The 14705-nt window shown below is 41.0% G+C and carries 17 protein-coding genes; 14 read left to right on the forward strand and 3 right to left on the reverse strand.

From position 1 onward, the window contains the following. Positions 1 to 92: 92 nt before the first annotated feature. Both tlpB and GPA07_RS05475 read left to right on the forward strand, forming a co-directional pair. Entirely contained in the window at positions 93 to 2081 is a 1989-nt protein-coding gene (gene tlpB / locus GPA07_RS05470; RefSeq protein ID WP_157292153.1) for a methyl-accepting chemotaxis protein, read from the forward strand. Between the two features lie 90 nt (positions 2082 to 2171). Next, entirely contained in the window at positions 2172 to 2696 is a 525-nt protein-coding gene (locus tag GPA07_RS05475) for a type 1 glutamine amidotransferase domain-containing protein (RefSeq protein ID WP_157292154.1), read from the forward strand. A 78-nt stretch (positions 2697 to 2774) separates the two neighbouring features. Here the strand turns inward: GPA07_RS05475 and GPA07_RS05480 are convergent, their stop codons facing one another. Continuing rightward, positions 2775 to 3758: a Gfo/Idh/MocA family protein gene (locus tag GPA07_RS05480; RefSeq protein WP_157292155.1), complete on the reverse strand. Its 984-nt coding sequence runs from the start codon at positions 3756 to 3758 to the stop codon at positions 2775 to 2777. Positions 3759 to 3959: 201 nt separating this feature from the next. On the opposite strand from GPA07_RS05480, the gene GPA07_RS05485 reads away from it, so the two are divergent. The 4 genes from GPA07_RS05485 (at position 3960) to GPA07_RS05500 (ending at position 7176) form a co-directional block, all read left to right on the forward strand. Beyond that, on the forward strand, positions 3960 to 4343 hold the full coding sequence (locus GPA07_RS05485) for a hypothetical protein (RefSeq protein WP_157292156.1): 384 nt from the start codon (positions 3960 to 3962) through the stop codon (positions 4341 to 4343). A gap of 73 nt (positions 4344 to 4416) precedes the next feature. Beyond that, positions 4417 to 5559 carry an AI-2E family transporter gene (locus GPA07_RS05490; protein ID WP_008358928.1) on the forward strand — a complete coding sequence of 381 codons (1143 nt, stop codon included), beginning with the start codon at positions 4417 to 4419 and terminating at the stop codon, positions 5557 to 5559. A 126-nt stretch (positions 5560 to 5685) separates the two neighbouring features. Next, a complete protein-coding gene (locus GPA07_RS05495; RefSeq protein ID WP_198303842.1) occupies positions 5686 to 6519 on the forward strand; it encodes an undecaprenyl-diphosphate phosphatase in 834 nt (277 codons plus the stop codon). 183 nt (positions 6520 to 6702) lie between these two features. Next, positions 6703 to 7176 (forward strand): hypothetical protein, encoded by a 474-nt coding sequence (locus GPA07_RS05500; RefSeq protein ID WP_008361458.1) that lies wholly within the window; start codon positions 6703 to 6705, stop codon positions 7174 to 7176. A 41-nt stretch (positions 7177 to 7217) separates the two neighbouring features. Here GPA07_RS05500 and bioB read toward each other — a convergent pair whose 3' ends face one another. Then, complete coding sequence (gene bioB, locus GPA07_RS05505; RefSeq protein WP_008361456.1) at positions 7218 to 8213, reverse strand: biotin synthase BioB; 996 nt, start codon at positions 8211 to 8213, stop codon at positions 7218 to 7220. A 478-nt stretch (positions 8214 to 8691) separates the two neighbouring features. Further along, complete coding sequence (locus GPA07_RS05510) at positions 8692 to 9069, reverse strand: helix-turn-helix domain-containing protein (protein ID WP_008361451.1); 378 nt, start codon at positions 9067 to 9069, stop codon at positions 8692 to 8694. A 393-nt stretch (positions 9070 to 9462) separates the two neighbouring features. Between GPA07_RS05510 and GPA07_RS18605 the strand changes: the two genes are divergently transcribed. From GPA07_RS18605 to GPA07_RS05545, 8 genes are all read left to right on the forward strand, one after another. Further along, a complete protein-coding gene (locus GPA07_RS18605) occupies positions 9463 to 9615 on the forward strand; it encodes a hypothetical protein (RefSeq protein ID WP_197226931.1) in 153 nt (50 codons plus the stop codon). Further along, a complete protein-coding gene (locus GPA07_RS05515) occupies positions 9590 to 9787 on the forward strand; it encodes a hypothetical protein (protein WP_232532114.1) in 198 nt (65 codons plus the stop codon). The genes GPA07_RS18605 and GPA07_RS05515 overlap by 26 nt, the downstream gene beginning before the upstream one ends. Positions 9788 to 9889: 102 nt before the next feature. Further along, the gene (locus GPA07_RS05520; protein WP_157293136.1) at positions 9890 to 10291 is read left to right on the forward strand and encodes a RusA family crossover junction endodeoxyribonuclease; all 402 of its coding nucleotides are present in this window, start codon (positions 9890 to 9892) and stop codon (positions 10289 to 10291) included. Between the two features lie 50 nt (positions 10292 to 10341). Then, the gene (locus GPA07_RS05525) at positions 10342 to 10518 is read left to right on the forward strand and encodes an XtrA/YqaO family protein (RefSeq protein ID WP_442859331.1); all 177 of its coding nucleotides are present in this window, start codon (positions 10342 to 10344) and stop codon (positions 10516 to 10518) included. Positions 10519 to 10616: 98 nt separating this feature from the next. Next, positions 10617 to 11135 (forward strand): sigma-70 family RNA polymerase sigma factor, encoded by a 519-nt coding sequence (locus GPA07_RS05530; protein ID WP_071168703.1) that lies wholly within the window; start codon positions 10617 to 10619, stop codon positions 11133 to 11135. Positions 11136 to 11285: 150 nt separating this feature from the next. After that, positions 11286 to 11933, forward strand: coding sequence for a phage terminase small subunit (gene terS / locus GPA07_RS05535; RefSeq protein WP_008361441.1), 648 nt, complete (start codon positions 11286 to 11288; stop codon positions 11931 to 11933). Next, complete coding sequence (locus GPA07_RS05540) at positions 11930 to 13243, forward strand: PBSX family phage terminase large subunit (protein ID WP_157292158.1); 1314 nt, start codon at positions 11930 to 11932, stop codon at positions 13241 to 13243. The genes terS and GPA07_RS05540 overlap by 4 nt, the downstream gene beginning before the upstream one ends. Then, the gene (locus GPA07_RS05545; RefSeq protein ID WP_008361438.1) at positions 13240 to 14697 is read left to right on the forward strand and encodes a phage portal protein; all 1458 of its coding nucleotides are present in this window, start codon (positions 13240 to 13242) and stop codon (positions 14695 to 14697) included. The genes GPA07_RS05540 and GPA07_RS05545 overlap by 4 nt, the downstream gene beginning before the upstream one ends. Positions 14698 to 14705 lie beyond the last annotated feature (8 nt).

Genomic DNA, 14705 nt, shown 5'->3' on the forward strand with positions numbered 1-14705 from the left:
AACTTATGTAGACTTTAATAAGTTAAAAAAGTAAAGAACATAGTAGTACTTCCGATATATATACTATCTCACTAAAAGGAGTTATCTTTTTTATGAAATTCATACAGTATTTCAAGAAGCCATCGATTTCAAAAAAACTTATTTTTTCTTTCTTATTTATTCTTTTATGTCCAATGATTGTATTGGCATTCTCTTCATATCATACGGCGAGCACCTCCTTAAATGATCAAATCATGGAAAGCGCAAAGGAAAATGTCGAGCAGCTAGATAAAAATATTACGAAGGTAGTAGAAGTGAAAACAGATGCAGCTGATTTCTTTAGCAAATGGATCACGGAGAAAAAGCTCAAGCAAAAAGGGACGACTGATATTCAAGGACGCTTTGAACAATTCATGAGTATGAATCATGACACAGAAGGCATCTTTGTTGCTTCAAGTGATGGCAAAGTGTTCTCAAGATATCCTAATAAACAAATGCCTGCTGATTATGTGGCAACGGAACGGGATTGGTATAAAGACGGCTGGGCGAAAAATGGTGAGCTGTCAGTATCAGCACCTTATCCAACAGCGTCAACTGGTACACTTGTAGTTACGATTTCTAAAAAATTAGAGGACGGGTCTGGTGTCATTGCGATGAACCTAGACATTGCGAATCTAGTAAAAGAGTCAAATAGTATTAACATTGGTAAAAAAGGATATGCCTTTATCGGAAGTCCTGATCATACGTTTGTTGCTCACCCAACGAAAAAGGCTGGTACCAAAATGTCGGGCGAATGGATAGACAAGCTCTATTCACAAGATAAAGGGTCGATAAGCTATGAGTTTGAAGGCAAACAAAAGCAAATGGTGTTCATCACAAACAAGCTGACGGGCTGGAAGATTGCAGGTACGATGTTTGTGAGTGAAGTAGAAGATGCTGCGCAGCCAGTCTTTAACATGGCAGCCATTATATTAGTCGGCGCTCTCATCATTGGCGGTATTCTGATCTTCTTGATCATCCGTTCCATTACAAAACCACTCTCTATGCTTGTTTCATCTTCTAAGAAGATTAGTGAGGGAGATTTAACAGAAAGAATTGCTGTCCGGTCAAAAGATGAAATTGGACAACTCGGTACAAGCTTTAATGAAATGAGCGGGTCACTAAGAGATGTGATCCAAGCTGTTCAGACATCTGTTGAGAACGTGGCTTCATCGTCTGAAGAACTGACGGCAAGTGCAGGTCAAACGACAAAAGCAACCGAACATATTACATCATCTATTGAAGCATTCTCGAACGGTAACGAAAATCAAAGCGAAATGGTTGAACAAAGTGCAACCCACTTGAAACAAATGAACGAGGGACTAAATGAAGTCGCACAAACCTCTGATGTCATTACAGCATCATCTGTTCAATCAAAGACAGTAGCCGAAACAGGCGGACAGCTTGTTGAACAGACAGTTGGCCAAATGAAAACAATTGATCATTCAGTGAAAGAAGCTGAAAGTGTGATCAACGGATTAGAGCATAAATCAAAAGATATCACCAACATTTTAGGTGTCATTAACGGCATTGCAGATCAAACGAATTTACTCGCACTGAATGCAGCGATCGAAGCAGCACGTGCAGGCGAATCCGGGCGAGGCTTCTCCGTTGTAGCGGAAGAAGTACGTAAACTTGCGGTTCAATCATCGGATTCAGCAAAAGAGATTGAAAAACTTGTTAAAGAAATTGTATCTGAAATTGAAACGTCTCAAAATATGTTCAAATCTGTGAATGAAGAAGTAAAAAATGGCCTATCAATTACAGACCAAACAAAAGAAAGCTTCTCACAAATCAATCAGCAAACGGCAGAAATTGCGACAAGAATCAATGAAATGAATACGACAGTTCGTGAGCTTTCAAAAGGATCTGAACAAATTTCTAAAGCAGTGAATGAAATTGCAGATGTATCCAGAGAGAGTTCAGCAAGTATTCAAGATATCGCGGCATCAGCAGAAGAACAGCTGGCATCAATGGAAGAGATTAGTTCTTCTTCGACGACGCTTTCCCAAATGGCGGAAGAATTGCGTGACTTAATTAAAAAATTCAAGATCAGTGAATAATGGAAAGTGGTTCTCCTCAAGGGGAACCGCTTTTCTTTTTAAGAGATGATCTCGTACAATAGAGGAAATCCGAAGAAAAGGAGAGATGTTATGCGTTTATCAAATAAGAAGGTCATTGCGTTAGTCAGTGATGATTTTGAAGATTTAGAGCTATGGTATCCCGTTTTGCGATTAAGAGAAGAGGGGGCAACTGTCCATCTCGTAGGCCAAAAAGCAGATCATGAATATATCGGGAAGTACGGAGTGCCAGCTGTATCAGATGCAGACTTCTATTCCATTCAAGCAGATGATTATGATGCGGTTCTCGTTCCTGGGGGATGGGCACCGGATAAACTGCGCCGATATCCAGAAGTATTAGACATCGTTCGTACGTTTGATGCAAAGGGCAAACCGATCGGACAAATCTGTCATGCCGGATGGGTGCTCATTTCAGCTGGTATCCTGAAAGGTAAAAAAGTGACGAGTACACCTGGTATTAAAGATGATATGACGAATGCTGGAGCGGAATGGTTTGATGAAGCCGTTGTGACAGATGGTCATATTGTATCAAGCAGACGCCCGCCGGACCTTCCGCCATATGTGAAAGCATTTGCCGATGTATTAGCGGCAAAATAAATGGAATCACACAGAAAAAAACAAAGGGCTAAAATAAAGATCACTTTAGCCCTTTGTTCATCAAATGCCTCATGACCTTTATCTGTCGGCAGGATATATAATGCCGATTTGTCTTCTCGCCTCGTCCATGACGGACATGGTTTGAACAGATAAGGCGAATGTATTGACCGGGGACTGCCACGTTTCTTGCAGGATACATTGAATAAAGTGAGCAAGTTCATAATACATGGCAGGCTGATCATCTTTGAGGGAGATGTCGGTTTCTTGCCCCTTTCGATCATGGATCGTGATACGAGAAGGGCGATGGAATTGATCAATCACCATCGTGGCATCCTCTCCTTGGATTTCAGCAGATAAATGAGATGTTGAGATTTTTGAATGAAAAAGAAGTGTTTGCTGCCCTTCATACTGTAAAAGTAACGAGCCGCTCCCATCCACACCAGAAGAAAGGGTATACCCTCTGGCAGTGATCTGATTTGGCAGTCCGAATAAATAGATGATGGGAAAGACGAGATACACCCCAATATCCATTAAAGAGCCATTGGATAATTCCGGCTTAAAGGCGTTTGGAATCTCACCGTTTCGGTAGGCATCATATCTTGAGGAATACTTACAGTAATGGGCGACCACTTGTCGAATAGGGCCTAGTTGATCAAGATGCTGTTTAATTTGAAGAAAATTTGGCAGAAATGTGGTTTTCATCGCCTCCATTAAGCAAACCTGATGTTTTTTTGCTGTGGCAATCATCTCTTCAGCCTCTTTTCGATGAGAGGCCAATGGTTTTTCACATAATACATGTTTTTGATGCTCCATCATCAATATGGCTTGCTCTTTGTGAAGGGCATTTGGGCTTGCGATATACACTGCATCAAATGCATCGCTTGCCGCCATTTGATGTAAGTTAGTAAAGACGGTATCAATTCCATATTTTTCGGCAAATGCCTGTCTTTTTTCAGCAGATCGCGAATAGACGGCCGTACAGGTAAAATCCGCTATTCCTTCACCAGCCTGTAAGAATCGATCTGTAACCCAATTCGTTCCAATGACAGCAAATCGAATCATGTGATTCCCTCCTTCTGCTTTTCTCTGATTATACATGCTTTGAAAGCGTTTGTATGAAAGAATATTCTTTTTAATGAAAAGCGGATGAAACCTTTATCTAGGCTGATGCGTCTTACATAAAGGATATAAATGTACGAAAAGTGGGTAGTTTCTTCCTTCATTCGGGTAATACTCAGAAAGAAGGGAGAGGAGGAACCGAACATGAAGCGCATCCTGCATATAGGAAGTACATACGTCTTTGCGCTTTTATTCATAGCAGCCGGTGTTTTTCATGTGATAGAGCCGAGCGGCTTTGCCCGCATGATGATTGGATGGCCATTTCCATATGGAATCGTCTATGCGACCGCATGCCTGGAATGGCTGGTGGGAGTTTTGCTGCTTTTGCCAAACGTAAGGGTTGTGGCAGCAAAAGTGATCGCTGTCTATCTTGTGCTCATTTTCCCAGCAAATCTATTTGCTGCAAGAGAGGGGATTCCATTTCCAGGTCAAGAGAGCACAGAACAAGCGTTGCTATGGATGAGATTGATTGGACAGCCAATTTTAATTGTATGGGCTATGTCCATTGCGAAACTGGCAAAAAGCTGAAACAATCATCACCCTATGAAGATCAAGTAGTGTACAATTTACTAATAAAATAGCCCGTGTTTGGAGGAACGATATGAATTCTATGCAAATGTGGAGCAGTCGGTTTAAAAAATTTTTTCTTGATAACAAGTTTGTTCTCTTTTTACTCATCCTGTTATTAATAGGGTTGAATATTCTTGTTTTCACGAAAACATCTTTTATTTTCACGCCGCTCATTGTACTCGTCAAAACCATTGCCTTACCGATTATTTTAACAGGGGTTGTGTATTATTTATTAAATCCGATTGTCAACTTGTTAGAAAGATTTAGAGTGAAACGGATCTATTCGATTCTGCTTTTATATATTGTCATTATTGGGATTATTACAGTGACCATCGTGTCTATTATTCCTTTTTTACAAGCACAAACGATGAGTCTGTTTCATAATCTGCCCAAATACGTTGACACGGTAGAAGAACAGATTAGACAATTAACAGGAAGCAACTTTATTAATCAAGTACAGAAGACGATGAACTTTAATGTATCTGAACTAGTCAGTAAAGCATCAAGTCAAGCAACGAAGATTTTGGAAAGCACTTTTACTGGGGTCGGAAATTTCTTAGGTGCGCTCACTGAAATTATCATCTCAATCATCACAGTGCCGTTCATTCTGTTCTATCTATTAAAAGATGGCAAAAAACTGCCAGACTATTTCTTGAAATTTATTCCGAATAAGTTAAGAGACCATACACATATCGTCCTCCACGAAATGAACCATCGCCTGAGTTCATATATACGCGGACAGATCATTGTCAGCTTCTGTATCGGTATTCTTCTCTTAATCGGTTATATGATTATTGGACTAGACTATGCCTTGCTGCTCGCCATCATTGCGGCATGTACAAGTGTGGTACCTTACCTTGGTCCAACGATTGCCATTACACCAGCGATTGTGATTGCACTTGTTACGTCACCAGTGATGCTGCTGAAACTTATCATTGTCTGGACAGTTGTTCAGTTGATTGAAGGGAAATTTATTTCTCCGCAAGTCATGGGGAAAAACCTTCATATTCATCCGATCACCATCATTTTTGTTCTTTTAACAGCGGGTAAACTGTTCAGCGTAGTCGGCGTCATTGTCGCCATTCCGACGTATGCCGTTCTGAAAGTCATCACGACCCACCTATTTGATTGGTTCAAAAAGCAATCCAATCTGTATAAAGAAGAAAACGTTTGATGGCATAATCTTTTTAGAAAAAAATATAGTATCATAAAGACGAGCTTTCGAAAAAGGAAGCTTGTCTTTATGTGGACATAGATGTTTGGCCTATTCAAAAGATCAGAATTGAAAGGAAAGAAAATCATGAATCTATGGGATTTATTCGTGGCACTGGTTTTAGGAATTGTCGAAGGACTAACAGAGTATGCACCTGTCTCGTCTACAGGACACATGATCATTGTCGATGATCTTTGGTTAAAATCAAAGGAAATCATTACGCCAGAGGCGGCAAACACATTTAAAGTCGTGATTCAGTTAGGCTCTATTCTAGCTGTAATGATCGTGTTCAAAGATCGTATTTTGAACTTGTTAGGCTTAAAGAAGAATATCACAGAAGAACAAAAGCGCAGCGGACATAAGCTGACCATTGCTCAAATTGCTGTTGGACTCGTCCCAGCCGTCATTTTAGGATTCATATTTGAAGATTATATTGATAAATATTTGTTTGACGTCAGAACGGTCGCTGTCGGGTTGATTTTAGGAGCTGTGCTGATGCTTGTCGCTGACTGGATCAATAAACGTAAAGCAGAAACAAGCTCTGTGGATAACATGACGTACAGACAGGCACTTTATATCGGGCTGTTTCAATGTTTGGCGCTATGGCCAGGCTTCTCGCGTTCAGGCTCTACAATTGCAGGTGGTGTAATTCTTGGTCTGAATCACCGTGCTGCGGCTGACTTTACATTTATCATGGCCATGCCAATTATGGCGGGAGCAAGTCTCTTAACTCTTGTGAAAAATGCCCAATATTTAACACCAGACATGCTTCCATTCTTTATTGTCGGCTTTGTGAGTGCGTTTATTGTCGCCCTCTTTGTTGTTCGCTTCTTCCTAAAATTGATCAATAAAATCAAACTCGTGCCTTTTGCAATATACCGAATCATCCTAGGTCTGATTTTATTTGTCCTGTTTATGTAATGATAAAAACTACTCTTTCAAACTACTCTTTCAAAAGAGTAGTTTTTTGTTGTTTCATCCCTTTTAAACAGTAAAATACCCCTCTTAATTGGTAGAAAATGAACTTTTTTCTTAATTTAGTGTTTAAGAGACAAGTAAAAGGGTAGTACATCAACATACCATTTAAAGGAGGAGTTAGAAATAATGAGAAAAACAAGCAAATTTTTTGTTAGTTCGATGATTGCTACTTCAATGGTTGCTGTCCCTCTATCTCTTACGACTTTTGGTCAAAAGGCTGAAGCTGCTACGACAACAGGTGTCGATGGAAGTGTCTCGATTGATCCAGTAGCCATTGCCGATAAAATTGAAGAAGCAGTGAAAACATCTCAAAATCGTGATGGATTTGTCAAAAATGCAGCGTACAGTGCATTCTATGAAGCAGATCAAAACTATAATGTGGTTGTCCAAAACTTAAGCCAAGACCATGACTTTAGTGGACTGAACAATGTAGTCTATTATGATAGTGTCGTTTATGATGGGATTACGTTTGGTATTTGGGTGTTTGAAGATGGTACGTTTGTCAACAATGGTGACGGCGGTTATATTAACTGGACCTTTATTGGCAGCTTTGATCGCGAAGAAGGCAGCGGCACGGTTGATTTCCATAAAAGATTCTAATCTCAACGTCAGAAGTCTGCCGATTCATCGGCAGACTTTTTTTACAGCGCACATTCTTCTATTTCAAATCCTAGATCTTCAATGATGTGATGGTCGGTTTGGACTTGTTGGCCTTTTGTGGTTAAATAATCACCGACAAAAATAGAGTTTGCCGCATATAATGCGAGGGGCTGCAGCGTTCGTAAATTAAACTCTCTTCCCCCAGATACTCGAATTTCCTTCGTTGGATTGATGAATCGCATCAGTGCCAAAACCTTCAACGCTTTTATTGGGTGGGTGCGTCCCTGATGTTCAAGAGGTGTTCCTTTGATTGCATGGAGAAAGTTGATGGGAATCGAATCCGCATCAAGGGCTCTGAGCGCAAAAGCCATTTCAACAATTTGCTGATTGGTTTCGCCCATGCCGATAATGACACCGGAGCATGGCGACATACCTGACTGTTTAACCTGCTCAATGGTCGACACACGGTCATCATATGTATGGGTCGTTGTGATTTGAGCATGATGATCTTGATGTGTATTGATATTGTGATTATAACGATGAACGCCTGCTTCCTTCAGACGCTTTGCTTTTTCTTCATTTAATAATCCAAGGCATGCACAAATCTTCAAAGGCATCGTCGCAGTAATTTCCTTAACTGCTGCGGTTACCTCATCTAATTCACGATGCGAGGGTGCTCTCCCGCTTGCCACAATACAAAAAGTACCCGCTTTTCGTTTTAATGCCTCACGCGCACCGGCCACAATGGTTTTTTGATCAAGCATTGTGTATCTCTCAACAGGCGCTTTTGACATGACCGACTGTGAACAATACCCGCAGTTCTCAGGACAATAACCGCTTTTGGCGTTCAAAATCATATTTAACTTCACCTTGTTTTGAAAAAAATGAAATCTCACTTGATAGGCTGCATGCATAATAGGTAACAATTCTCCGTCGTCTGCTTCAAGAATATCTAGACCTGCTTCCATGGTGATCGGTTCATTTTTCATCGCCTGCTCCGCTATCGCTTCCCAGGACAAAGACGTTTGTTTTCCCATAATAAGCCCCTCTCAATATGTTAACTTTATTTTATTAGAAGTTAACATATTGGATGAATATTGGCAACCACTGATCAGAGGATGGCAGTCCGAAACACTAAAAGGGGATGACTTCATCTCATCGCCTTTTGATATGTAAAGCTAGATTGCTTATCGAACAGCTATATAGTGAATCACAAGCTCACCTAGTGAATGATAGTAAGAAACAGTCACAGAACCGCGTTGCATGGCACGAATCCAAGTGGAATTCGGAGCAGTTTGATCTAATTGAATCGCATACGCTGCAACAGACACAGAAATTTGATGGCTGGACGAGAGACGGCGATTGAATAATCTACAGAAAGTGTACGGTTCACTGTCATCACTTTATTCATAGGTCATTCTTTTTTTAGAGGAAAAAGAGGCATTAAAAAAAGCTGGGTATATCCCCAGCTATGTGATGCTGTATAAAAAGAGGTCATGAAAGAGCAGATTTCTTTTATTTGTCGTCTGACTGCTTTGGCTGACGGCCTTTTTGCTTTTCTTTCTCTCTAATGTAATTAATAAAGTCGATGGTTTGTCTTCGTGCTTCTTCAGAAAAGTCGGAGGCAGCTTTAAACGCAATTTGCAAATCAGGATCATCTGCAAGGTCGTAATCGGAGGTGCCTTTGTCCTTACCTGTGAGGAGATAATCTGTTGAGACCCCATATAACTCGGCGATTTTCACAATCATTTCACCATCGGGCTTTCTCAATCCATATTCCCAGTTTGCATAGGTCGACATCGCTTTTAATCCGAGTTTTTTAGCAACGGTTGACTTACTCCATCCATGCTTCTCTCTTAATTCAGTTAGAATCTTTCCAGTCAAATTATCCATTGGAAACACCTTTTTTCATATTATGTGTAAATTTTATCATGAATTACACGGAAAAGATAAATAAATACACAAAAAGAATAAAAATATGATTGACTTACTCGTTTTGTGTATATTATCATAATGAGTATAACTTACACATATTGAGTAAGAGGCATTTGCGAGAAGAACGAATCTTACAAGGGAAAACACAAACGTATATGGCGAAAAAATTGCATATAAGGACACGAGTGAGGATGCGAATATAGAAAAAGCCGCACAAAGCCCAGTGCAGAATGAGCAAAGCATATTGCTGAGCTGTTCAATATCAGTGTTCAAGCGCTTTTTTTTAGCTAAAAGTTACACAAAAAGAGTAATTTGAAAAGAGACCGCTCTGAAAAAGGAGAGACAAACAGAATGAATATTGAACATCCGATCGTGACACAAATCAATGACTTTGGATATCCAAAAAGTTACTGGCCGTATGAGATCAAGCGATATGGCTATCAAGTAGACGGCGATGACAACGAGGAGGGAGCTGACGATGATGAGACATCAGTTGACGTTTGATGATCGAAAAGAAGCCCAGCTTTGTTTAGAACAAGCTGGCGGTTGGATGACTTTTCATCAAAAGGAACCAATGTTTGCTTTCGCCACGGCAGAAGCGAAGCGCACCTATATGACCCTCATGGCAGAAAAAACGATGGATGCAAAGCAGAAGGAAGGAATCAGAGCGATATGAATCGATTGAAGCAAATCGTGACGCTCTTGACATGTTTGCTCAAAGCGAGTCAAAACGAACAAGACATCCGGCAGTGGAGCAAGGATGATGGGAGATCGTAACATGGTGATCCACTTCATCATTGAGACAGAGCATTTATTCACAAAAGAGCCGTTGATGAAAAGAATTCGAGCAGCCGCAAAAGCGCAATGCTCAAAAAGAATAAAAGGCACACTATCACTGGACATTCGTTTATTTTACAATATGCCAATTGATCTAGCTGCCGGCAAAGACAAGCGTACATATGCTGAAAAAGGCTTGATACGTCCAGTGCACATCAGCATCCTCCAGCCAAGTTTGGAGCATATTCTAGAAGCACTTCACTCCATTGCCGATGACGCCCCTTTGCAGATTGTGGATTTAAGAGTTTCACAGTTTTATAGCATGCGTCCAAGAGTGGAAATCATTTTAAATACTGTCGGTGACGGCATGAGGTCATCACCAAAAAAGGAGACAAGCATATGAACGAGCCAAAACAGCTCATCATTCAAGAAAACCAGACATTTGTCGGTGAAATGGAAAAAGGAAAGATTCAAGTCATTGTGTTAGATGGAAATGTAGGAACGGCCTATAAGATGGATGTGCCTGAACATGGAAAAACAATTATTCAAACAGCAAAGGGGCATTTTGCAAGAGTGGATCATGAGATTGGTTTTAAAATCAGCGAGCATGATAAATACACAACATCATAAGTCCAAGACGGAAAGCCTGCGGACACTGATCAAGACCCTACTGAAAGGGACTTGATTGGTGTCCGTTTTTTATTTTCTAAAAAAGGGAGAGAGCACATATGCAAGATTTACTGATCGAATATAAAAGAGCATTAAAAGATGCTAGAAAACGATATGAACGATTGAGAGAAACAGAGGAGAAGCAGTTGTCAGATCAAGATAAGCATGACAAAAAAATGATCGCCAGTATGGTCAGTGATCTAGAATACGTTGTGGACTGGCTTCAAATCGGCAGAGAGCCAGGCGCGCGCAGGGGATTGGACAGACGTTCTGTTTATCAGCGCACGATCCTTGCCAATCCAGAAGTATTAGAGGCCTTATCACATGAATATACCCTTATTCAAGAGAAAGAAAGAGAGGTAAGTGAGCGGGACAAAAGACGAATTGACGAAGCTTTGTCCGTTTTAACAGATCGAGAAAAAGACGTCTTCTTTATGCACACAACGCAGGGACTTTCATTTAGTGAGATTGCGATGATGCTAGATGTAAAGAAAGGAACTGTCCAAAAGCATATGGAAAGAGCTCGGATCAAAATGTCCAAAAAAGTACAAGAACGCCTATTCAAAGCGGCTGAATAGGCGTTTTTTCTTTAAAAAGAATTCATTCAGAGCTTGTCTTACAGTTGCCACCTATATGTAGAAAGACCAAACGAATGTTTGCTAGCCCGGCACAAATGATTCCTTTTTAGGGAATCGTTCGAACTAAAAGGAGGCGGCAGGTGAATGTAAATGAAAGATAAACAGATAGAGGCTAAGCAGGATTATATGAAAGGGATGACGTACCAGCAGCTAGCTGATCGTTACGACGTCTCCATCCATACCGTCAAATCATGGAAAAGGCGATACGGCTGGCAAAGACAGAAAATGTCGTCAAAGACAGCGCATTCGATTTTCAATCAATTTCTCTCGGATGAAACGATTGAAATCATGGAGAAAATGGGCGGGCGCACCTCACTTGATTTAATTTGGGACCAAATCCAAATTCAATACGCAGCCATTATTCGTGCGCAGCGAATCATGCATGTAGCAGCTCAAGATGACATGATCAAAGAGCTGAAAAAGGTGACATACATGCCTTCTTCATTAGAGGAAGACACGATAGAAGGCATTCAGCCAGAACCAGACATTACAGCAGAAGAATTTTCGTTTCAATTTTCATGGGACCGGCATGCCACTTTTTTAAATGCCCAATCTCGTGCAATGGGAGAGCTAAGACGTCTTATAAAACAGTTTGAAGAGCTCGCTCATGCGAAAGACGAACGAAGATTAAGGCTGAAGCAAATTGAACTGACAATCGAAAAAACAAAAAAAGCAGTGCGAGAGGAAAAAGAAGAAGACCTTCACATCATGATCAAGCGAAAAGAGGACGACTCATGACGTCGTTGATTGAAAAAGAAGTCAACCCTCACTTTGAACACTTTCTATTCGATTGGAATCAAAAGTTTCAATTTTTAGTAGGCGGCTATGGCTCTTCCAAAAGCTATCACATTGCGTTAAAGCTCATCTTAAAGCTGCTCGAGGAAAAGCGGACAGCACTTGTCATACGAGAGGTGTATGATACGCACCGAGAGTCGACTTTTTCTCTTTTGCAAGAAATCGTCACCGATCTTGGCATTGATCATATTGTGAAGTGCCGCAGTTCGGCGCTTGCCCTCACTTTTCGAAACGGCAGCAGCATCTTATTTAAAGGGCTGGATAAACCTGAGAAATTGAAGTCGATCAACAATATCTCGATCATTTGGATTGAGGAGTGCTCCGAGGTTTCTTATGAAGGTTTTAAAGAACTGCTTGGAAGGCTGAGGCACCCGGCTTTACCTCTTTATATGATGTTATCGACCAACCCTGTTGGTCAGGATAATTGGACGTACAGACATTTCTTTCGAGATGAGCAGCTGAAGCGATTTGTTCTGGATGACGAGACTTTATACAAAAAGCGAACTGTCGTCATCAAGGATACGTACTATCATCATTCGACAGCAGCAGATAACCTCTTTCTTCCTAAAAGCTATGTGAAGCAGCTGGATGAGCTGAAAGAATATGACCCAGACCTTTATCGAATTGCGAGGAAGGGATATTTCGGGATCAATGGCACAAAGGTTTTTCCTCAATTTGAAGTGAGAAATCATGCTGACGTATTAGAAGCGATTCACGAGATTGACAGACCGCTGAAACGAGCGGGCATGGATTTTGGCTTTGTGGAATCCTATAATGCGTTAATTCGATTAGCCGTCGATCATGAAAAAAAGTACTTATATATTTATTGGGAATATTACGACCGCGGAAAAACAGATGATGAAACAGCCGTTGACCTGAAAGAGTTTGCGGAATCAAAGGAACTTATTAAGGCAGACGCAGCAGAGCCTAAAACCATTCATTATTTTCGGCAGCGCGGATTTCAAATGGTGGCAGCGCATAAGTTCCAAGGCTCACGCTTGCAATATACAAAGAAAATCAAACGGTTTAAGAAAATCATTTGCTCTGATGCGTGTCCTTATACTATTTATGAACTTCAATCACTGACCTATAAGGCAGATAAGAACGGCCGCTTAGCGGAAGATGAATTTCAAATTGACCCGCACACATTGTCCGCCATTTGGTATGCACTGGATGATTATGAGGTGACGGATTTGAAACAGACTGCTTCTGACCGTGTCCGTCCAAACAGAGAGAGGAGGTCCATACAATGAAACAATTGAAGGCAACAATTATGAAAGCAAACATGTCTGATCACACAAAACAAATGTATGAAGATGAATTTTCCTACGAAAAAGATGACATTGTTCCCCCGCCTTACAACATCAATGAACTAAAAAGCATGGCAGAATACTCGACGATTCTTCAGCAGTGTATTGATGCGTATAGAACCAACATTTTAGGCTTTGGTTTTGGGGTGGAATATGCGTTTGATTTTAATGCAGAAGGTGTGAAATCGGCAAAAAAGAAGACAGCAGAGAAGGAATGGACAAGACTGGAAGAGTTTACGAAATACATGAACTACGATGAGTCTGCCGATGTGATTCTTGGCTATGTCCTAGAAGACCGAGAGAAAACGGGCAATGGGTTTTTAGAGGTGCTGCGAGATGGACAAGGAAAGCCAGCAGGAATCGAGTATTTAGATGCACTCCATATCCGCATTTGTAAGCTGAGTGAGCCAGTCGACGTCGAATTCCGATTCACAGAAGACGGAGAATTGAAGACGATGAATCGACAGAAACGATTCCGAAAATATGTACAGGTCATCAATGAAAAGAAAGTCTTTTTCAAGGAGTATGGTGATCCCCGCATCTTAAATTATGAAACAGGCAAATACGATGACACGACACCAGAACCGCTTAGAGCAACAGAAGTGATTCATTTTAAAATTGGTAGCGGTACGTATGGGATTCCCCGCTGGATTGGCAATATCGTCAATATGTATGGAGCACGCAAGGCAGAAGAGCTGAATTATCTTTATTTTAAGCAAGGGCGGCATGTACCAGGTGCCATTATTGTTGAAAATGGGATGCTGTCAGAGGCTTCATATCAGCAGCTTCAGGATTATATGGACGATATTGAAGGCTCTGATCATGCGCATAAATTTTTATTGCTTGAAGTAGAAGGGCTTCCGACAGAAAAGGGATTAACAGGTGAAGAAGAGGTATCAAATGTCAAAGTGAACTTTAAATCCTTGGCGGAAATCCTGCAAGAGGATGCGCTCTTTTTAGAATACGATGAAAAGACGAGAAACAAAATCCGCTCCGCTTTTCGTCTGCCGCCTATTTACACAGGTGAGTCACAAGATTATAACAAGGCCACAGCAGATACCGCACGTAAAACGACGGAGGAGCAGGTATTTCAGCCGGAGAGGCATCTCATTACTGGGAAACTCAATACCCTTTTCCTTCCTGATCTGGATATATGGCATGTCCGCTTTTTATTAAATGGTCCTGATTTCAGAGATCCATTAGAGATTGCGAAGGTTCTGACACCATTTATTCAGGCTGGAGCAGTATCGCCAAACGATTTACGAGATCTGGCGGGACGCATTCTTGGCAAAACGTTAGAGGAATGGCCGGAAGATCTCTATCACAGGCCTTTAGAAAGCCGCGTAGCATCAGCTGATGGACAGTCACAGTCAGCGCCGGCACAGCTGGAGAAATAGAAGAACGT

Source organism: Bacillus sp. ms-22, from assembly GCF_009759805.1.
Lineage (GTDB): Bacteria > Bacillota > Bacilli > Bacillales > Bacillaceae > Bacillus > Bacillus xiamenensis.